Raw genomic sequence first — 19,096 nt, forward strand, 5'->3', positions numbered from 1 at the left:
TCAGGCGAAGAGCGCGCGCCCCCAGTAGTCGCCCGCGTCACGCATCCCCGGCGGGCACGCCCACAGCCCGCTGGAGATGTGCTTGATGTACTCGTTGAGGGTGTCGGTCTTGGCCAGGCGCATCTGCACCGGCACGAACTGCTTGCGCGGATCCCGCTGGTAGGCGATGAAGAACAGCCCGGCATCGAGGCGGCCGAGCCCGTCGGAGCCGTCCACGAAGTTGTAGCCCCTGCGCAGCAGGCGCGCGCCGCCGTTGGTGGTGGGGTGAGCCAGCCTGACGTGGGCGTCGTCCTTGATGAGCGGCTGCCCGTCCCCGCCCTTGGCCGCGAAGTCCGGCGTGTCGAACTCCGCCTTCTTGCCCAGCGGGGCGCCCGCGCCCTTGTCGCGGCCGAAGATGGCCTCCTGCTCGCCCAGCGAGGTCCTGTCCCAGGTCTCGACCATCATGCGGATCTTCCTGGTGACCATGTAGCTGCCGCCGGTCATCCAGGCGGGGCCGTCCTGGGCGCCCACCCACAGGTGCTGGCGCAGCAGCTCGGCGTCCTCCAGCTTGAGGTTGTTCGTGCCGTCCTTGAAGCCCATCAGGTTGCGCGGCGTCGCCTGGGCGCGCGAGGTGGAGGACGTACGGCCGAAGCCGAGCTGGGAATAGCGGACCGCCACCTTGCCGAAGCCGATCCTGGCCAGGTTGCGGATGGCGTGCACGGCGACCTGGGGATCGTGCGCGCACGCCTGCACGCAGATGTCACCACCGGATATTTCCGGAATGAGCTGCTCGCCAGGGAATTTCGGGAGATCGGCGAGCGCGGCTGGGCGCTTGCCCGCCAGCCCGAACCGGTCGTCGAAGAGCGACGGCCCGAAGCCGATCGTCAGCGTCAGCCCGGAGGCCGGCAGGCCGAGCGCCTCGCCCGTGTCGTCGGGCGCGGCCTCGGGGACCCCGCCGACGGTCCCGAACGTGCCCGCCTCCTTGCCCTGCACCAGCCTGGCGGCCGCGGCCGTCCACTCCTGCAGCAGCTCGACCAGCTCGGCCCGCTTGTCGGTGGTCACGTCGAAGGAGACGAAGTGCAGCCGGTCCTGGGCGGGTGTGACGATGCCCGCCTGGTGTTCGCCGTAGAAGGAGACGGGGTCGGAGATCGAGGCCGCGTGCGCGACCGTCGGCTCCTCGACCAGCGCGCGCGTGACCACAGCCCCGGCGCCGACGGCGGCCGCCCCCGCCGCGCCCAGGCCGAACAGCTTCCTGCGGCTCATGCGATCGCTCATGAACTTGCCTTCCCTACTTCGTGATGGCCGGGGCGATCTTGCTGATCGGCTCGGCCAGCGCGTTGATCGCGTCCGACAGCGCCTTCAGCTCGGCCTTGGACAGCTCGTTGTGCAGCTGCCAGCCGTCGCCCTTCTGGTGCTTGCCCAGCGCGGCCTCGGCCGCGGTGAACTTCTCGTCCAGCGTCTTGACCAGGTCGGGCGCGCGCTCCTCCAGCACGGGACGGAGCGCCTGGACGGCGGCCTTGGAGCCCTGGAGGTTGGCGTCGAAGTCCCACAGGTCGGTGTGCGACCAGGTGTCCTCCTCGCCGGTGATCTTGCCGGTGGCGACCTCGTCGAGCAGCTCCTTGGCGCCGTTGGCCAGGTTGAGCGGGGTCAGCTCGGCGGCGTTCGACTTCTCCACGATGGTCTTGACGTCGGCGATCAGCTTGTCGGCCACCGGGCCGTCCTTGCTGATGTCCTTGGTGATCCAGAGATCCTTCTCGATCTTGTGGAAGCCGGTCCACTTCTCGCCGGCCGCCAGGTCGGCCTCGCGGGCGTCGATCGCCGGGTCGAGGTCGCCGAAGATCTCCGCGACCGGCTCGATCCGCTCCCAGTACGTACGCGAGACCGGGAAGAGCTCCTTGGCCTTGGCGATGTCGCCCGCCTTGACCGCGTCGACGAACTCCTGCGTCTTGACCAGCAGCGTGTCGCTCTGCGTCTTGATGTAGCGCTTGTAGTTGGCGGTGGCCTCGGCCAGCTTGGCGTCGTCGCTGAGCGGCTTGTGCTCGCCCGTCACCTTGAGCGCGTTGCGCAGGCCCTTGCCCACCATGCCGGGCTTGCAGGCCGTCTCGTACGTCCCGGCGGGCAGCTCGGCGATGACCTCGCGGGTCAGGCCCGGCACGATGTTCTCCACCTCGGCCATGACGCGGTCGCCCGGCGCGTACACGTAGAACTCGGTGACCTTGGTGCCGCCGTTGGTGATCGTGAACGTGCTGGTGCCCGCGGGTACCTCGGCGGCGGCGACCTTGCACTCGGTGTCGGAGGCGGCCACGCTGATCTTCCCCGGCTTCTCCGGCGCGGCGGAGCCGGTCGTGGCGGCCGGTGTCCCGGAGCCGCAGGCGGCCAGGGAGAGCGCACCGAACACCAGCGCGAGGCCGCGGGTGGTGGAGTTAAGCATGATGCTCCTGTTCAGCCGAGCTGGTGGTGGATGCCGGTGCGGGGGTTCGCTGGGGGCGCAGGAAGAGGAAGAGGGTGGGCACGAGGTAGAGGACCCAGGCCAGGGCCTCCAGGACGCTCGGCTGCGGCGTGATGTTGAGCATCCCGGCCAGCAGCGCGCCCCACCAGGAGTCGGGGGGCAGGATCGCGCTGATGTCGAAGGCGTAGGTGCCCAGGCCCGGCAGGATGTTGGCCTCTTGCAGGTCGTGCACGCCGTACTTGAAGATGCCGGCGGCCACCAGGATCAGCAGCAGGCCCGTCCAGGTAAAGAACTTGGTAAGGTTGATCTTCAGGGCACTGCGGTAGATGCCCCACCCGATCGCCACCGAGGTGAGCAGGCCCAGGCTGATGCCGATCAGCGGGTCCGTGGTGGTGGTGTAGCCCTGGACGGAGGCGAAGAACAGCAGCGCCGTCTCCAGCCCCTCGCGGGCCACGGCCAGGAAGGCCATCACGACCACGGCGAGCGAGCCCATCTCGAGTGCCTCCGTGAGCTTGCCCCGCAGCTCCTTGGAGAGCGCGCGGGCCATCCGGCGCATCCAGAAGATCATCCAGGTGACGAACACCACGGCCAGCAGCGAGGTGATCGCGTCGAAGAGCTCCTGTCCCGTGTGGTCCAGGTGGGCGGCCGTGAACGTCAGCAGCGCGCCGAAGCCGATGGACAGGGCGAGAGCGGCCACGACGCCGGTCCACACCTGTGGCAGCTTGTCCTTGCGGTCACTCTTGACCAGGAAGGCGATCAGGACCGAGACGACGAGTGTCGCCTCCAGTCCTTCACGCAGTCCTATGAGATAGCTGGCGAACACCGGTGCTCCCGCGCGATAGGAAAGGCTTACCTAAATTAGGGCAGGTGGAGCCTACTTTACGCAAGCGCGGCGTCGCACAAAAGAGCGGCTCCCCCCGTCCGAGCAGGGGGAGCCGCTCCAAAAAATCAGGCGAAAGCCCAGGTGAAGATGTGCATCGCGCCCTCCTGGACCGGCGAGAAGGTGACGCTCTTCACCTTCTTGCCCGCGGTGAGCGCGATCGGCTGCGCCGCGAAGACGTACGAGCCGAGCGGCCGTAGCATCCACGAGCCGTTGTAGAGCTGGTACGGCATCGAGGCCACGATCTCGTTGCCGTATCGGGGCTGGCCGCCGCCGAAGTCCAGCATCCAGTCGCTGAGCCCGAGCTTGCCGGTGCTGGTGGAGCCGTCGGTGTAGGTCACCGTCGCGGTCACCTCCGACCAGCCGTTGGTGGTCGAGCCCAGGAACGCGATCTTCGTGGCCCCGTCGGGCGCGGCCACCTCGATCGGCTGGGTGCCCACCTTCACGTTGTCCCATTCACCCGGCTTACGGTTCGGCCAGGTGAACTCGAAGCCGTTCCACGCGACCTTGCCGCCCGGCTTGAGCCCGGCCGCCGCCAGGCCCTGGCCTGAGTAGCTGAAGGCGGCCGCGTCGAGGTTGGCCAGCCCGGACTCGGCGTCGTCGCCGATGCCCGCGAGGTTGTGCGCCCACTCGACCGTGCCGCGCTTGGCCACGTTCAGCCGCACGCTGGCGGTGAGGTCGCCGACGGCGATCGGCACGGTGACGAAGCCGAGCGCCGTGCCCGCCGCCACCGAGACCTGGACCGCCCGGGTGGCCTTGCCCAGCGCCGGGACGGTCAGCGTGCCGCTCGCCGGGGTCACGGTGATCCCGGCCGGCGGCTTGGCCTGCCACTTGACGGTGGCCGCCGCGCCCGTGGACTGGACCGCCAGCGTGGCCGGGAAGGTCCCGCCCGGCTCGACGGGCCCGCTGCCCGGGTCGAACCCGGCGAGGTACGGCTTGGCGCCCTCGTTGAAACTCGGCGGGGCGTTCGTCGTACCGGTGCCGAACGCCGTGTTCGGCGACGTCCCGAGCGTGGCGTCGAGCCTGCCACCCTGGAGGGCGAACGACTCGGGCAGCCACGCCTTGCCGGACGCCGTCCCGTTGACCTTGAGCGACTGGATGTAGCGGTTGGCGGCGGCACCCGGGGAGTAGATGTCGATGTTCCCCTGCGGCCGCCTGATGTTGATCTTGTCGAACAGCGGGGTGTTGACCAGCAGCTCGGCCCGGCCGGGGATCGCCGGGAACAGGCCCATCGCCGACCACACGTACCAGGACGCCATCGCGCCCAGGTCGTCGTTGCCGACCAGCCCGTCAGGCCCCGGCTTGAACAGCTCCTGCTGCACCCGCCGCACCAGGTCCTGGGTCTTGTACGGCTGCCCGGCCCACGCGTACAGCCACGGCGACGGCAGCGCGGGCTCGTTGCCGAGGTAGGCGTAGGGCTCGTTCGGCCCGGCGTTGAGCGCCTTGAAGTAGGCGTCCAGCCGGGGGACGGCCTTGGCGTTGCCGCCCATCGCGTCGAACAGCCCGCGCGGGTTGTGCTGCACCATCCAGTGGTACTGGGCGCCGTTGCCCTCGATGTAGGAGTCGGGGCTCGCCGGGTCGAAGGGCGAGGTGAACGATCCGTCCGCCATCTTGGGCTGGATCCAGGAGTTGGCCGGGTTGTAGGTGTTCTGCCAGGACTGCGAGCGTTTCATGAACGTGGCGGAGACGTCCTTGTAGCCGAGCCGGGAGGCCAGCTGGGCGATGCCGAAGTCGGCGATGCCGTACTCCAGCGTCATGGACGGGTCGGAGACGACATAGCCCTTGTTCATGAAGGCGGCGTTGCCCGGCCGCTCGTCGTACTTGATCTGCGGGTGGCCGATGTCCATCCCGCCGACCCGCTGGGCCGCCGTGACCATCGACTTCATCGCGTCGGCGGCCGGGAAGTTCCGGGCGCCGAAGGCGTACAGGCTGGAGACGATCGAGTGGTACGGGTCGCCGACCATGACGCCGGTGATCTCGTTCTGCAGGGACCAGCGGTCCCAGACGTCGCCGAGCAGGTGCGCGTTCTCGTACATCGTCTGCGCGATGTCGCTGCCCACGGCCGGGTCGAGCAGGGCCAGGAGCTGCACCTCGCTGCGGTAGACGTCCCAGCCGGAGAACGTCGCGTAGTGGTGCCGGCCGGCGGCGACGGTGCGGAGTTTGCCGTCCGAGCCGGTGTAGGTGCCGTCGGCGTCCTCGGCGACGTGCGGCTGCAGCAGCGCGTGGTAGAGGTTGCTGTAGAAGGTGCGCCGCTGGTCGAACGTCCCGCCGCTGACCAGCACCTGGCTGAGCCGGTCGTTCCAGACCGACGCCGCGTTCAGCGACACGGAGTCGTAGGAGCTGGTGCCGACCTCGGCTTCGAGGTTCTTCCTGGCGCCGTCGACGCTCACGTAGGACAGGCCGACCCGCATCTGCACCGGCTTGTCGGCGGCGAACTCCAGGTAGGCGCCCGAGCCCGGGCCGTTCACCACGACGTCGCCCGCCGTCACGGCCTCCGCCTCGGCGACCTTGGCCCGCGAGGTGTTCTTGACGGACAGGGCGCTCGGCTGGACGACGTCGTCCTTCCACGTGCCGTAGGCGTTGATCGGCTGGTCGAAGGTGGCGTGGAAGTAGACCTTGTAGCGCATCGGCGTGCCGCAGAAGCCGCCGGTCTGCACCCAGCCCTGGACGGTGTTGCCGCTGATCTTGGTCTCGCCGTCGTCCACGCCGTTGATCGAGCCGCTGGTGTTCAGCAGCAGCGTGCCCGGCTTGCCCGCGGGGAAGGTGAACCGCCCGACGCCGGCCCGCTGGGTCGCGGCCAGCTCCGCCTTCACCCCGGTGTCGAGGGTGGTGGTGTAGGAGCCTGGCGTGGACTTCTCGTTGTCATGCTTGTACGTCTGGACGTAGTCCATGCCGTGTGTGGCGGGAGACTTGTCGATCTTTCCAGAGATGGGCATCACGGGGAAGTCCTGCGCCCCGGTGCACCCGGGGCCGTTGATGTGGGTCATGGAGAAGCCGCGTAAGCGGTTGTCCTCCCACTTGTAGCCACCTCCGGCGTTCGCCACCGTGTCAGGGCTCCACTGCATCATCCCGAACGGCAGGACGGCACCGGGGAAGTTCATGCCGGCGCCACCGCCGTGACCGAAGTCGGGGCCCGCCTCCTTGGTACCGAGGAAAGTGTTGACCAACGCGACCGGATACGGTTCTGGGGCGTTCTTCGGGGAGGCGGCAATAGTGCCGGCGCCCGCCGGGATCGCCGTCGCGGCCACGAGGGCGGCGACCATCGGTATAGACCAAAGAGACAAGGTTCGTCCTCCAGGGTTGAGATCATTTCATGGCAGCGTGAATCGCCACCGTGCGTCAACGTGCAGAAGTTGCGGCAACAAGTTGCCAGTGGCGTGGCGTCCACTGACGGAGTAGCTAGGGGTTGGCTGATAACGGCGCCCTTGACAAATTCGGCGTTACTCCTGGTCGATTCATGGCAGCAGGGAAATGGCCTATGTCCACTGTTCTGGTCGAGCAATCCGCAGACATCCGATCGCCGTCCGTCCGCCTCGCGCGGCTGGCGGACCCCGGCTCTCTCGTGCCGCTCCACGATGCCGACGAAAGCGGCGTCCTGGCTGTGTCCGGCCTGGTCGACGGCTCGCGCATCGTCGCCTACTGCACCGACGCCACCCGGATGGGCGGCTCTCTGGGTGCGGCGGGCGCCCGCCACATCGTCCACGCCATCGAGGCCGCCGTGCGGCTCGACTGCCCGGTGATCGGGTTATGGCATTCGGGCGGAGCCCGGCTCGCCGACGGCGTGGAATCGATGGACGGCGTGGGCCGGATGTTCGCCGCCATGACGATGGCATCCGGGGTGATACCGCAGATCTCAGTCATTCTCGGGCCTGCCGCGGGTGCCGCCGCTTATGGTCCGGCGCTCACCGATATCGTGATCATGGCTGATTCCGGGCGGGTCTTCGTGACCGGTCCGGATATCGTGCGGAGCGTCACCGGCGAGAAAATCGACATGGCCGGGCTCGGCGGTCCAGAAGCCCATGGCGGTAAATCCGGGGTCGCCCACGTCATCGTCGGGAACGAGGACGAGGCGTACGCGCGGGCCCGGCGCCTCACCGGATTCTTCGCCCGCCCGGGCAGCTTCGATCTCGGCCTGCTGCAGGACTGGGAGGACCTGGGCGCGCTGCTGCCCGAATCGCCGCGCCGCGCCTACGACGTACGGCCGCTCGTGCACGGCGTCATGGACCGCGACGAGCGCGGGCCGGTGTTCGAGGAGCTCCAGCCCCGCTGGGCGCCGAACATGCTGGTCGGCCTCGGCCGCCTCGGCGGCCGGACCGTCGGCCTGCTGGCGAACAACCCCCTGCGCAAGGGCGGCTGCCTCGACTCGCTGTCGGCCGAGAAGAGCTCGCGCTTCGTCCGCATGTGCGACTCGCTGGGCATCCCGCTCGTCGTCCTGGTGGACGTGCCCGGCTACCTGCCGGGAGTCGGGCAGGAGTGGGGCGGGGTCGTCAGGCGGGGCGCCAAGCTCCTGCACGCCTTCGCCGAGTCGGTCGTGCCCAGGGTCACCCTGATCACCCGCAAGTCGTACGGCGGTGCCTACATCGCCATGAACTCCCGCTCCCTCGGCGCCACGACGGTCTTCGCCTGGCCCGACGCCGAGGTGGCGGTGATGGGAGCCGAGGCGGCGGTCGGCATCCTGCACAGGAAGGCACTCGCCGCGGCCCCCGAGGCCGACCGGCCCGCGCTGCTGGCCCGGCTGGTCGAGGAGCACCAGCGGATCTCCGGCGGGGTCGAACGGGCGATGTCGCTCGGCGTGGTCGACGAGGTCATCGCGCCCGCGACCACGCGGTTCCGGCTCGCCGAGGCACTCGCCCGCGCACCGCACACGAGAGGACGACATTCGAATATCCCCCTGTGAAGCCCATTAGAGGAGGAGCCACCATGTCCCTGATCAGAGTCTTTCTGGAGGGCGGCCCGCCCTACCTGCCGGTTCACCGGCGGGTCCAGCGGGTGCCCACCGTCGCCGAGACGTTCAAGCTGCCGCTCGGCGCCGGGTACGAGCACTTCAGGCATCGGGGCCAGAGCACGGAACTCGATGGCGAGAAAGTCCCGGTGCTGCACTGGTTCATGCGGACCGCTGTCGCCGAATGACCGACCCCCCGAAAGGCGCGTGACGCGCCTTTCGGGGGTTTCGCATCAGCTGAACACCTGCGCCCGCATGGAGTTCTCGCCCGTGAGGCTGGCCGGTAGCTCGGTGCGCCGGGTGACGTTGAGCTTGCGGTAGATCCGGGTCAGGTGCTGCTCCACCGTGCTCACGGTGATGAACAGCTTGGTGGAGATCTCCCTGTTGGTGTAACCCTCGGCCGCCAGCGCCGCCACGCGCCGCTCGGCGTCGCTGAGGATCCCGGTCACGCCGGGCGTGCCCTGGTCGCCCTTGCCGCCCCGGTTGAGCGCCAGGGTCAGCGGCTCGGCCTGGCACTCCGCCGCGAGCAGCCGGGCCCGCCTGCCGAACATGCCCGCCCGCCGGTACTCGCCGTTGGCGTGGTAGGCCGCCGTCAGGTCGAACAGCGCCCTGGCCAGCTCGTACCGGTCGCCGCCCGACTGGAGCAGGTCCGCCGACTTGCGCAGCAGCATCGGGCGGTGCCGCGTCTCGCTCACCGCCGCCAGCAGGCGCATCGCGATGCCCTGCACCCGCCGGGACTGCTGCCCGCACCGGGCGAGCTGCTCGTCGATCAGCCGGCGCGCCTCCTCGTGATCGCCCAGCCGGATCAGCGTCTCGGCCACGTCCGTGCGCCAGGCGATGAACCCCGGCACATCCAGCTCCCACCTGCTCATGAGCTCGCCACAGAGCTGGAAGTCGCGCAGCGCCTGGTGCGGCTGACCAGCCATGAGGTTGAAGCGGCCCTTGCCGTGCAGGTACTGCAGGCCGAACCTGGTCTCCAGCATCGCCTCGGGCACCGGCTGGTTGAACAGCCGCATGTGCTCGTCCAGCCGCCCCATCGCCGCGCCCGCCAGCAGCAGGCTGCCCAGCGGCCCGCCGACGGCCACGCCCCAGCTCGTGGCCGGGATGATCTCCAGAGCCCGCTGGGCGTCGTAGGCCGCCGCCGCCAGGTCGCCCCTGCGCAGGCCGATCTCCGCCCGGATGGCGGACAGCCGGGCCTGCCGGCTCGGGGCGCGCCGCGAGGCCGCCTCGTCGATGAACGCGTCGCACCACGGCGCCGCCTTGCCCGGCCGGTCCGTGTACGTCAGAGCCAGCAGCGCCGTCTCCACCGTGTCCATCGTCATCTCGTCCAGCCGGGAGCCGCGCAGGATCCGCTCGGCCGTGGCCACGGTCTCCTCACGGGGACCCTGGGTCAGGACACCGGCCAGCAGGCCCGCCGACTCCATCCGGCGCCCGACGCCGGCGGACGAGGCGGCGTTGCTCGCCTGCTCGCCGCTGACCTTCGGCAGGTGCGGCAGGAACGACGGGTACAGGCTGCGGAACCAGGGGCGGGCCGCGGCCAGTTCGGCCACGGTCTCCTGGTCCAGCTCGGGCAGCTCGTTGAGGTGGGCCAGGACGTCCTTCGCGTCCTCGACGTGCCCGTGCCACAGCAGCGCCTTGGCCAGCACCACCGTGTCGCCGCCGCCCAGGTAGCCCTTGTGCAGGGCGTCGGTCAGCTCGGCCAGATGCGTGGCGGGGGCGCTCGGGTTGATCCGCCACTCCGCCCGTACGAGCGTGGTGGTGATCCTGGCCCGCCGCCGCTCGTCCACGCAGGCCCGCCAGGCGAGCTTGAGGTACTCGATGGCCGATTCCACGCCGTCGTCGCGCAGCGCCTGCCGCGCCGCCTCCTCCAGGACCGAGATCGCCCAGGGGTCGCCCGCGTGGCTGGCCTGCAAAAGGTGCTCGGCGACGACGGAGGCGGGGGCGCCGCTCTCGTAGGTCAGCTCGGCGGCCCGGCGGTGCAGGTCGATGCGCTCGGCGGCGTCGAGGTCGGCGAGCACGGCCGCCCTGGCCGCCGGGTGGCGGAAGTGGCCGTGCTCCAGCACGCCGGCGCCGGCCAGCGCCTGGATCGCCTTGGCGACCGCCGCCTCGCCCTCGCCCAGCAGCCGGCCCGCCGTGGTCTCGGCGCCCGCCACGTCGCCGCTGCTCAGCAGCTTGATGACCGCCGCCTCGCCGCCGCCGAGCAACCGGCCGATCGAGGCGGGTTCGCCCAGTACGGCCAGCGCCCTGGCGACGACCGTCATCCGGCGGTCGGCACGGCGCAGGCAGGCCACCGTGCCTTCGCCGTACCTCGCGCCGGGGGCGCCGGTGGCCTGGAAGTCCTCCATGAGCGCGCTCACCAGCAGCCGGTTGCCGCCGCTCAGCGCGTAGCAGTCGGCCGCGTACCGGCCGGCGGCCTCGGCGCCCGCCCGGCCGGTCACCCAGCGCTCCACGTCCTCGGCGGACAGGTGGGTGAGCCGGATGGGCCGGCAGTGCGGCTGCCGCAGCACCTCCGTGTGGAAGAGCGTCTGGACGTACGCGCTGTGGTCCGGCGCGCTGAAGACCAGCATGACCTGCGCGAACTTGACCCGCCGCGCCAGGTAGGCCAGGCAGAGCTGCGAGGCGCGGTCGGCGTGGTGGACGTCGTCGACGGCGATCACCAGCGGGCAGCGCTCGGACAGTTCGAGCAGGGCCGAGCAGAGGGCGTCGACGATCTGCACGTCCATGTGCCCGATGGCCTCGGCCTGCGGGTCGATCGACAGTTGCGAGCTCATGCCCTCGTGCAGCAGGTTCATGGTCGCGGCCCGCTGCTCCTCCGTCAGGGGCGCGTTGTGCAGCAACTGGGCGAGCACGCCGAGCGGGAGGCCGCTCTCGGCCAGGGATCCCGTGGCGGTGAGGGGTAACGCGCCGTGCTCGAAGGCCTGTTCCGAGAACGCGTACAGCAGCTCGCTCTTGCCGGTCGCGATCGCGCCGGTCACCATGGCGATCCTGCCCTTGCCCGCGACCGTCTCGGTCAGCAGGTCCTCCAGGGAGGTCAGGCCCTCCCGTCGTTCGTCTATGGCCATGATCGGCCTCCCTTGTGTCGGTTGGAGCTCAGAGTCGGCTGGGTGTCAGAAGGGCAGCTTGCGGCCGGACGGAGTGCGCAGGTCCAAGCGGCCTCGGGTGCGGGGTCCGCGCGGGCGCTGCCGGTGGATTCTCTTCAGCATCGCGGGTCTCCATTTCGGTGCGTCGTTCGGTGATACGCAGGTTGGGCTCGTCCTTGGTGAGGCGGGCGCGGGCCGCGCGGACGGCCGAGTAGGCGGCCGTGGCGATGTCCTTGTCGATGCCGGCGCCCCAGGCGACGGCGCCGCCCATCCGGCACTCGGCGTAGATCACGCTCTCGTCGCCCGAGCGGTCGCCGGGCCCGCCCGGCTGCTCGTGGTCGAGCGGGCGGCCGGTCCGGTGCACGACGCGGACCTGGATGCCCCAAGGCGCCAGCACCGAGCCGAGCGCGCGGCAGGCGTCCGCCCGGTCGCCGCCGACGTCGAACCGCCCGTCGATGTACAGCGCCGCCGTCACTGGCTCCTGGCCCACGGACAGGGGCTCCGACGGGTCGCCGCGGAGCAGGTACTCCGAGCGGAAGATGGCCCCGATCCGGCTCGGCGACAGCTCGCCGCCCAGCACGTCGGCGCGCGCCTGGACCTTGGCCGACAGGTCGGCCTGCATCCCGCGCGGCAGGTTGAGCCCGTGCCAGGCGCTCATCACGTAGGCGACGCCGCCCTTTCCGGACTGGCTGTTCACCCGCACGACCGCCTCGTACGTACGGCCCACGTCCTTGGGATCGACGGGCAGGTACGGCATGCGCCACGGCAGCTCGGCGACGTCGGCGCCGCTCTCGCCGGCCTCCCGCTCCAGGTCGTCGAAGCCCTTCTTGATGGCGTCCTGGTGCGAGCCGGAGAAGGCGGTGTAGACGAGGTCGCCGCCGTAGGGATGCCGGGGATGCACGGGCAGCTCGTTGCAGAGCTCGACCGTGCGCCTGATCGCGTTGATGTCGGAGAAGTCGATGCCCGGGTCGATCCCGTGGGCGTACATGTTCATGCCCAGTGTCACCAGGCAGACGTTGCCGGCGCGCTCGCCGTTGCCGAACAGGCAGCCCTCGACCCGCTCGGCGCCCGCCAGCAGGGCCAGCTCGGCGGCGGCCACCCCGGTGCCGCGGTCGTTGTGCGGGTGGACGGACAGGCAGACGTGCTCGCGGCGCGACAGGTTGCGGTCGAGCCACTCGATCTGGTCGGCGAACACGTTGGGCAGCGACCGCTCGACCGTGGTCGGGAAGTTGAGGATGATCCCGCGCCCGCGCTCCGGCTGCCAGACGTCCATGACGGCCTCGCACACCTCGAGGGAGAAGTCGAGCTCCGTCTCGTTGAACAGCTCGGGGGAGTACTGGTAGCCCAGGTCGCAGTCGCGCAGCGTCCGCTCCGCGTACTTCATCATCAGGCGCGTGCCCTGGACGGCAAGGTCCTTGCACTCGGCGCGGCTCATGTCGAAGACCACCCGCCTGAACAGCGGCGACGTGGCGTTGTAGACGTGGATCATGGCCCGGGGCGCCCCTTCGAGACACTCCACGGTCCGCTCGATCAGCTCGTCGCGGGCCTGCGTGAGCACCGTGATCCGCACGTCGTCGGGGATCCGGTCGCGCTCGATCAGCAGGCGGACGAAGTCGTGATCGTTCTGGCTGGCGACGGGAAAGCCGACCTCGATCTCCTTGTACCCGATATCCACCAGGAGGTCGAACATCTTGAGCTTCCGCTCCGGAGTCATCGGGTTGGCTAGCGACTGGTTGCCGTCCCGAAGATCGGTCGATAACCAGCGGGGTGCCGCCACTATGCGATTGCTCGGCCAAGTGCGGTCGGTCAGGTCTACGGGGGTGAATCCGGTGTAACGCTGGACGCCTTTCATCATCAGACTTCCTTTCCTGAATGACTTCCCGTGGGAGCGGTCAAATGGAGGTTTTGGATGTCGAAGGCGGGCTCCACACCCAGCTCGGCTTCCAGCAGCGCGCGCAGCCCTTCATAGGCGCGCCAGGCATCGGCGCGCCGCCCCGCGCGGCCGAGTGCCGTGATGAGCTGGGTATGGAAGTTCTCGTTCAGCGGATAGGCGGCCACGAGGACGCGGAGTTCGTCGATGAGTTCGCCGTGCAGGCCCAGCCGGATCCGGGTCTCCAGGTGCATCTCCACCGCCCGCAGCCGCTGCTCGTCGAGGGCGATGGCGCGCGGGCCGAGCACCGCTCCGCGCGGCACGTCCGCCAGCGGGGGACCGGACCACATGGACAGCGCTTTCCGAAGGACCAGGTCGGCGGCCTCGTGGTCGCCCGCCCGGTGGTGACCGGCGGCCCGCTCGACGAGCCGGGGGAAGACGAGCGCGTCCACCCGCTCCGGGTCGGCGTGCAGCACGTAGCCGGGGGCCCGGGTGGTGACGAGCTGGGCCACGGCCGGGCCCATTCCCAGCAGAATTCGGCGGAGATGGTAAATGTGCGTCTGCAGCGTCTTGCCGGCGTCTTTCGGCTCGTGCTCGCTCCACAATTCACGGATGAAGAGACCGACGTCCACGATCTTTCCGGCATTGAGCGCGAGTAACGCGAGCACCTGGCGGACCTTCGGGCCCGCCGGGATATGGGAGTTGCCGCGGTCGTCGACCACCTCCGTCGGCCCCAGCAACTTGAAATCCGGCATCAGATTACCTAACGTGAGGATTATCAGTCCGGTGCGGCCGGGAAATTCATTCCTTGCCCCCGCCGACGACCTCAAGCTATAGGGGCGGTGGTGGCCGGACAAGGCGGATCCCCAGGAGTTCGGGGTGGATCGCCGAGAGTAGTACGGGGGGTATCTAAAGTACCAATGCCCACTACAACTTTCGGATACCGCCCTTACCGGATCTCTTACCGCGGGTCACAATCCGGTCATGGTCAGCTTATCGGTGTCCAATCAAGCGCCAGGCGCCACCGCCCTGCGATCCAGTGCGCGGATGCTCCGGCTGTGCTTCCTCGAGGCTCGCCCTGCCGTACTCGCCGTCTCCACCCTTCGCTTCATGACCGGAGCGGCGCTCGCCGTCCCGGTCTCGGCCGCGCCGGACCCGGCGAAAGTGCTGCAGGGAGCCGCTGCCTGGGTTCTGTCGATCTTCGCCATCTACCTGTTCAACGGCGTCACCGACGTCACGGAGGACCGGGTCAACGAGTCCCGCCGGCCGATCGCCCGCGGTGACCTCGACCCGGTGAGCGCGGCGACCGTCGCCGCCGTCGTGGCCGGCCTCGCGATCGCCGCCACCGCCGGCCTGCCCCACAAACTGACCTGGATCATCGGGATCAACCTGGTGCTCGGCTACCTGTACTCGGCCCCGCCGTTCCACCTCAAGAGCGGTTCCACGGGCACCGTCATGGTGCTGTGCACGTCAGGGCTGCTGTCGTACTGGGGCGGGCTGACCGTGGCCACCGACGGCGAGAGCGCGTCGACGCCGACCGGGCTGATCGTGTTCGCCATCGCCGCCACCTGCTGGATGACCTTCGTGGGCGTACCCGCCAAGGATCTGTCCGACATCGCGGGAGACGCCGCGGCGGGCCGGCGCACCATCGGTGTGACCTGCGGCGAGCGGGTGTCGCGGCACCTCATGTACGGGGCCGCGCTCACGCTGGCCGCCGCGCTCGGCGCGGTCGTCGTGTTCCTCGGCGTGCCGCTCGCCGGTGTCTGCCTGGCCGTGCTCGCGGGCACGGTGGCGGTGATCGTGGCGGGCCGCTCAGCCGCGAGAGGCGGGCCCGCTCAACAACGCCGGCCTTACAGGGCGTTCATGGCGACGCAGCATCTAGTTCACATTACCGCGCTGATCTCTAATATCTGACCTTATATGTTGCTTTGGTGAGGCACCTGCGAGATAGTTGGGGCACGCGCGTCCCATGGCCAAGGGGGCTCCTTGGATGCGGCATACGATGCTGAGAACGACCCTGCGAGATTCGTTGATGCTTGTCGAGAAGAAATCCTCAGGGAATTCGAGTCTCAGCTTCAAGCCACGGGCAACGCACTCTCCGCGGATCCACGCGCCACGCATCAAGCTCTAATGACCGCCCAGTTCGTCCTCGACGATGTGTCGGCCACGCTCCGTGCCGGAAAAGTGCAGGTCAACGAGCTCTATAAGTTCCACGCATGGGAAGTCGGCACTACTCGCGCCTCGACCGGAGTTCATCCGAAGGCCTCACTTGAGGCGGGCTCACTTTTTTTCCGAGTGGCTCTGAGTCAGCTGGCGCGGCGAATAGCCGTCGAGGCGGACTCGCCGGCCGAAGCATTCACGCTCGTGGCCACCGGAATGGAGGAGAGCCTCTCCCGGCGAATCCGCGAGTCCGCGGAGAGCTATCACCGCTTCCTGCTCAACCAGGTGCAGGAGGCCCAGGGGGAGGAGCGCCGCCGCATCGCCCGCGAGCTGCACGATCGCATCGGTCACGGGATCAGCGTCGCGCACCAGCAGCTGGCCCTGTCGGAGGTGCACCGGCCCACCGACCCGGCCAGGGCGGTGGTCAAGATCGGGGTCGCCCAGCAGGCCATCCAGGAGACCATGGAGAACCTGCGGCAGATAACCTCCGAGCTGCATCCCCAGGTGCCCGTGAGGAGCCTGGAGAAGGCGCTGCTCGGTTTCCTGGAAGCGGTCGAGGACGATGTCGTGTCCGTCGGCCTCGATGTGAACGGTGACGAGTCATGGGCGGAGCCGAGGGTCCTCGACGAGGCGTTCCTCATCATCCGGGAAGCCGCTCGCAACGCCCTGAGCCACGCCGGGCCCTCGGTGATCCTCATGCGGGTGGACATCGCGCCGCACGAGCTCAGCGCGACCGTCCAGGACAACGGGCAGGGCTTCGACCTGTCGAGCGCCCGCGACCGCGGCGGCGTGGGCCTCACCTCCATGCGGGAGCGCGCCGAACTGCTCGGGGGCCACGTGGCCATCTCCAGCGAACAGGGCAACGGCTGTCTCGTCGAGCTCTTCATCCCTCTCAAGAGACAGTCCCATGAACCGGACCGACCCTAACACCAAGATCAGCGTCGCCATCGTGGACGACCATGCGCTCTTCCGGGAGGGACTGCGCGAGATCCTCGAAGCCTCCGGTGACATGAGCATCGTCGGCGAGGCCGGCGACTCCCCGACCGCGCTGGCCGTCGTCGTCGAGACCCGGCCCGACGTGGTCCTGCTCGACGTGGAGATCCCCGGCGACGAGGTGACCGAGACCGTCACCCGGATCCGGTGCCTGTCCCCGGAGACGCAGATCATCATCCTGAGCATGTACGACGGGCCGCAGCTCCTCACCAGGCTGCTGGCCGCGGGCATCCGCGGCTACCTGCTCAAGAGCGTGCACCGGCACGAGCTGATCGCGGCGATCAGGAGCGTGTACGAGGATCCGGCCAGAGTGGTGCTCGCGGTGTCGCGCCACAGCCTCGCCCATGTGGAGGGGCCCTCGACCGGTGTGCTGTCGCAGAAGGAGCAGGAAGTGCTCCAACTGGCCGCGCAGGCGCTCAGCAACGGGCAGATCGCCCGCCGGCTCGGGCTCGCCGAGGCCACCGTGAAGCGGCACATGCGCAACATCTTCGTCAAGCTCAACGCCGTGTCCAGGATCGACGCCGTCAACAAGGCGCTCGCCGCGTCCCTGATCTCACCGCAGAGCAGGAACGACCCCGACTGACCTGGTGTCAGAGCAGGAGGGATCCCGGCTGGTTCGCGTCGATGGGCGGGAGGATTCCGGCCAGTCTGTCGCGGGTTTCCAGCGTGAGGCGTACGTCGGAGGCGGCCAGGTTCATCTCCAGGTGGACCTGGTCGCGGGTGCTCGGCACGGGCACGACGTGCTCGCCGTGGGAGAGCAGCCAGGCCAGCGCCAGCCGGCCGGCGCCCAGGTCGAGCTGCGCCGCCGCGGCCTCGATCTGCCGCAGCGGGCGCACGCTCAGCCGCAGGTGCTCCTGCTGGAAGCGCGGGTCCGCGTGCCGCCAGTCGCCGGTGCCGAGCAGGAGCGGCGACCTGATCCGGCCGGTGAGGAAGCCGCGGCCGAGCGGGCGGGCGGCGACCACGGCGAGGCCGAGCCGTCGCGCCTCGTCGAGGAGCTCCGGCGGGGCGTAGCGCCCCCAGAGCGAGAACTCGATGGCGAGCGCGGTGACGGGATGGACGGCGTGCGCCCGCCGTACCTGGTCGACGGTGCCGTTGGACAGGCCGAGGTAGCGGATCTTGCCCGCCCGCACCAGCTCCGACAGCCGGGACACGGCCTCCTCGACCGGGACGCGGTCGTCCTGGCAGTGCAGGTAGTACAGATCGACGTAGTCGACGCCGAGGCGTTCCAGCGACGCCTCGCAGGCCCGCGCCAGGTAGTCGGGGCTCGCGTCGAACTCGATCGGCTCGCCGGGCCCGCCGCGGCGCACGCCGCCGCGCGTCGAGACCACCACCTCGTCGCGCCGCCCGGTGATGGCCCGGCCCACGAGGCGCTCCACCTCTCCGGCGGCGTAGAAGTCGGCGGTGTCGAGCAGCGTCACGCCGCCGTCCAGGGCCTTGCGCAAAAGGCCGAACGCCTCGGCTCCGCCGATGGGGCCGTAGGCGCCGCTCAGGGCCAGCGAGCCGAGTCCGATGTTCGAGATGACCGGCCCGGCCCGTCCCAGCCTCGTGTAACGCAATTGGACCGCCTTAGTGTGCCAATCGCAGACTGCTGCATTTCTATTGATACCTAGCATCACTCAAAGCGTGGTCAAAGTCCGCTCAAAGTCTGACTTGGAGCTACGGCCGGGCTTTGCTAGGCGTCGGAAGATAGCTGTTTATCCACTTATATCTACGTTTTGCGGGGCCTCCTGGATGACATGAGTTTTGGGCGTACCCGCTGACCTGGGAACTTCTTCCGAGAACGCCGTGACCTGCGATGACCCCTACGCGTACCCCCTACTTTCTGGGGTTGACGCCCCATAAAGCTGTTAAGTGTGCTTTCGGAAAAATATGCTGATGTATAGGCTGTGCAGGTGGTCGTTGGAGGGTCGGGTGGCGGGAGGTTGCTGGCGGTCAGCGACCTCCATGTGGCCTTCTCCGAGAACAGGACCGTCGTCGAGAACGTCTTTCCGTATTCGGACGACGACTGGCTGCTGATCGCCGGAGATGTGGGTGAGCGGTTCGCCGACATCGAATGGGCGTTGACGCGCCTCAAGAGTCGTTTCTCCACAGTTGTCTGGGCGCCGGGAAACCACGAGCTGTGGACGCCGCGCGACGATCCGATCCAGTTGCGAGGAGAGCACCGCTACCTCGCCCTGGTGGAGATGTGCCGGAGCCTCGGCGTGCTGACGCCGGAGGATCCCTATCCGATCTGGACGGGGCTCGGCGGTCCGGTGACGGTCGCCCCGCTGTTCCTGCTGTACGACTACACCTTCGGCGCGAACGGCGCGGGCAAGCGGCTGGCGCTGGAAGGGGCGCACGAGGCGGGCGTCGTCTGCACCGACGAGTATCTGCTGCACCCGGACCCCTACCCGACACGCGACGACTGGTGCCGGGCGCGGCTCGCGGAGACCCGGCGCCGCCTCGACGAGCGGGATCCGCGCCTGCCCACCGTCCTGGTCAACCACTACCCGCTCGTCCGCGAGCCGACCCTGATCCTGCGCTACCCGCAGTTCGCCCTGTGGTGCGGGACCGAGGCGACCGCCGGCTGGCCCCGGCGCTACGACGCGGTCGCGGTCGTCTACGGGCACCTGCACATCCCTCGCACGACGTTCCACGACGGGGTGCGCTTCGAAGAGGTCTCTCTGGGCTATCCGCGCGAGTGGGTCCCGCGCGGGCGCACCGGCGGCCCGCTCAGGACCGTACTTCCAGCTCCGGAGTGAAG

Annotated in this window: 14 protein-coding genes; 6 read left to right on the forward strand and 8 right to left on the reverse strand. The window is 69.3% G+C overall.

Features of this window, described 5'->3' with window-relative positions; genetic code table 11:
- The 4 genes from efeB to AB0F17_RS21130 all read right to left on the reverse strand — a co-directional run bounded on the left by efeB (position 1) and on the right by AB0F17_RS21130 (position 6,571).
- On the reverse strand, positions 1-1,254 hold the full coding sequence (efeB, locus tag AB0F17_RS21115; RefSeq protein ID WP_358025315.1) for an iron uptake transporter deferrochelatase/peroxidase subunit: 1,254 nt from the start codon (positions 1,252-1,254) through the stop codon (positions 1-3).
- Between the two features lie 13 nt (positions 1,255-1,267).
- Positions 1,268-2,410 carry an iron uptake system protein EfeO gene (gene efeO, locus AB0F17_RS21120; protein WP_358025317.1) on the reverse strand — a complete coding sequence of 381 codons (1,143 nt, stop codon included), beginning with the start codon at positions 2,408-2,410 and terminating at the stop codon, positions 1,268-1,270.
- Positions 2,403-3,251, reverse strand: coding sequence for an iron uptake transporter permease EfeU (efeU, locus tag AB0F17_RS21125; RefSeq protein WP_358025319.1), 849 nt, complete (start codon positions 3,249-3,251; stop codon positions 2,403-2,405). The genes efeO and efeU overlap by 8 nt, the downstream gene beginning before the upstream one ends.
- A 125-nt stretch (positions 3,252-3,376) precedes the next feature.
- Positions 3,377-6,571 (reverse strand): GH92 family glycosyl hydrolase, encoded by a 3,195-nt coding sequence (locus AB0F17_RS21130; protein ID WP_358025321.1) that lies wholly within the window; start codon positions 6,569-6,571, stop codon positions 3,377-3,379.
- Between the two features lie 215 nt (positions 6,572-6,786).
- Here AB0F17_RS21130 and AB0F17_RS21135 point away from each other — a divergent pair, with 215 nt between their 5' ends.
- Together AB0F17_RS21135 and AB0F17_RS21140 are read left to right on the forward strand one after the other, a co-directional pair.
- The gene (locus tag AB0F17_RS21135; protein ID WP_358025323.1) at positions 6,787-8,205 is read left to right on the forward strand and encodes a carboxyl transferase domain-containing protein; all 1,419 of its coding nucleotides are present in this window, start codon (positions 6,787-6,789) and stop codon (positions 8,203-8,205) included.
- Positions 8,206-8,228: 23 nt separating this feature from the next.
- A complete protein-coding gene (locus AB0F17_RS21140) occupies positions 8,229-8,438 on the forward strand; it encodes a DUF5988 family protein (protein ID WP_358025325.1) in 210 nt (69 codons plus the stop codon).
- A 45-nt stretch (positions 8,439-8,483) separates the two neighbouring features.
- Here AB0F17_RS21140 and AB0F17_RS21145 read toward each other — a convergent pair whose 3' ends face one another.
- The 3 genes from AB0F17_RS21145 to AB0F17_RS21155 are packed head-to-tail and all read right to left on the reverse strand — an operon-like array spanning position 8,484 to position 13,955.
- A complete protein-coding gene (locus tag AB0F17_RS21145) occupies positions 8,484-11,312 on the reverse strand; it encodes an AAA family ATPase (protein WP_358025327.1) in 2,829 nt (942 codons plus the stop codon).
- A 28-nt stretch (positions 11,313-11,340) separates the two neighbouring features.
- Positions 11,341-13,182 (reverse strand): 2-isopropylmalate synthase, encoded by a 1,842-nt coding sequence (locus AB0F17_RS21150; RefSeq protein ID WP_358025630.1) that lies wholly within the window; start codon positions 13,180-13,182, stop codon positions 11,341-11,343.
- 2 nt (positions 13,183-13,184) lie between these two features.
- Complete coding sequence (locus tag AB0F17_RS21155; protein ID WP_358025329.1) at positions 13,185-13,955, reverse strand: AfsR/SARP family transcriptional regulator; 771 nt, start codon at positions 13,953-13,955, stop codon at positions 13,185-13,187.
- 229 nt (positions 13,956-14,184) lie between these two features.
- Between AB0F17_RS21155 and AB0F17_RS21160 the strand changes: the two genes are divergently transcribed.
- From AB0F17_RS21160 to AB0F17_RS21170, 3 genes are all read left to right on the forward strand, one after another.
- On the forward strand, positions 14,185-15,114 hold the full coding sequence (locus AB0F17_RS21160) for a UbiA family prenyltransferase (RefSeq protein WP_358025331.1): 930 nt from the start codon (positions 14,185-14,187) through the stop codon (positions 15,112-15,114).
- Between the two features lie 381 nt (positions 15,115-15,495).
- Complete coding sequence (locus AB0F17_RS21165) at positions 15,496-16,287, forward strand: histidine kinase (protein WP_358025333.1); 792 nt, start codon at positions 15,496-15,498, stop codon at positions 16,285-16,287.
- Entirely contained in the window at positions 16,268-16,936 is a 669-nt protein-coding gene (locus tag AB0F17_RS21170; RefSeq protein WP_358025335.1) for a response regulator transcription factor, read from the forward strand. The genes AB0F17_RS21165 and AB0F17_RS21170 overlap by 20 nt, the downstream gene beginning before the upstream one ends.
- Positions 16,937-16,943: 7 nt before the next feature.
- On the opposite strand, the gene AB0F17_RS21175 is transcribed toward AB0F17_RS21170, so the two are convergent.
- On the reverse strand, positions 16,944-17,909 hold the full coding sequence (locus AB0F17_RS21175; protein WP_358025337.1) for an aldo/keto reductase: 966 nt from the start codon (positions 17,907-17,909) through the stop codon (positions 16,944-16,946).
- Positions 17,910-18,245: 336 nt separating this feature from the next.
- Here AB0F17_RS21175 and AB0F17_RS21180 point away from each other — a divergent pair, with 336 nt between their 5' ends.
- Positions 18,246-19,094, forward strand: a complete 849-nt coding sequence (locus tag AB0F17_RS21180; RefSeq protein ID WP_358025339.1) for a metallophosphoesterase — start codon at positions 18,246-18,248, stop codon at positions 19,092-19,094.
- Positions 19,095-19,096 lie beyond the last annotated feature (2 nt).

Source organism: Nonomuraea sp. NPDC026600 (genome assembly GCF_040638335.1).
Lineage (GTDB): Bacteria > Actinomycetota > Actinomycetes > Streptosporangiales > Streptosporangiaceae > Nonomuraea.

Excerpts from the sequence above, each read along its gene's own strand:
- AB0F17_RS21135 (WP_358025323.1), top strand. The coding sequence starts at position 6,787 with ATGTCCACTGTTCTGGTCGAGCAATCCGCAGACATCCGATCGCCGTCC.
- efeB (WP_358025315.1), bottom strand. The coding sequence starts at position 1,254 with ATGAGCGATCGCATGAGCCGCAGGAAGCTGTTCGGCCTGGGCGCGGCG.
- AB0F17_RS21140 (WP_358025325.1), top strand. The coding sequence starts at position 8,229 with ATGTCCCTGATCAGAGTCTTTCTGGAGGGCGGCCCGCCCTACCTGCCG.
- AB0F17_RS21155 (WP_358025329.1), bottom strand. The coding sequence starts at position 13,955 with ATGCCGGATTTCAAGTTGCTGGGGCCGACGGAGGTGGTCGACGACCGC.
- AB0F17_RS21130 (WP_358025321.1), bottom strand. The coding sequence starts at position 6,571 with ATGGTCGCCGCCCTCGTGGCCGCGACGGCGATCCCGGCGGGCGCCGGC.
- AB0F17_RS21170 (WP_358025335.1), top strand. The coding sequence starts at position 16,268 with ATGAACCGGACCGACCCTAACACCAAGATCAGCGTCGCCATCGTGGAC.
- AB0F17_RS21160 (WP_358025331.1), top strand. The coding sequence starts at position 14,185 with ATGGTCAGCTTATCGGTGTCCAATCAAGCGCCAGGCGCCACCGCCCTG.
- AB0F17_RS21145 (WP_358025327.1), bottom strand. The coding sequence starts at position 11,312 with ATGGCCATAGACGAACGACGGGAGGGCCTGACCTCCCTGGAGGACCTG.
- AB0F17_RS21150 (WP_358025630.1), bottom strand. The coding sequence starts at position 13,182 with ATGAAAGGCGTCCAGCGTTACACCGGATTCACCCCCGTAGACCTGACC.
- efeO (WP_358025317.1), bottom strand. The coding sequence starts at position 2,410 with ATGCTTAACTCCACCACCCGCGGCCTCGCGCTGGTGTTCGGTGCGCTC.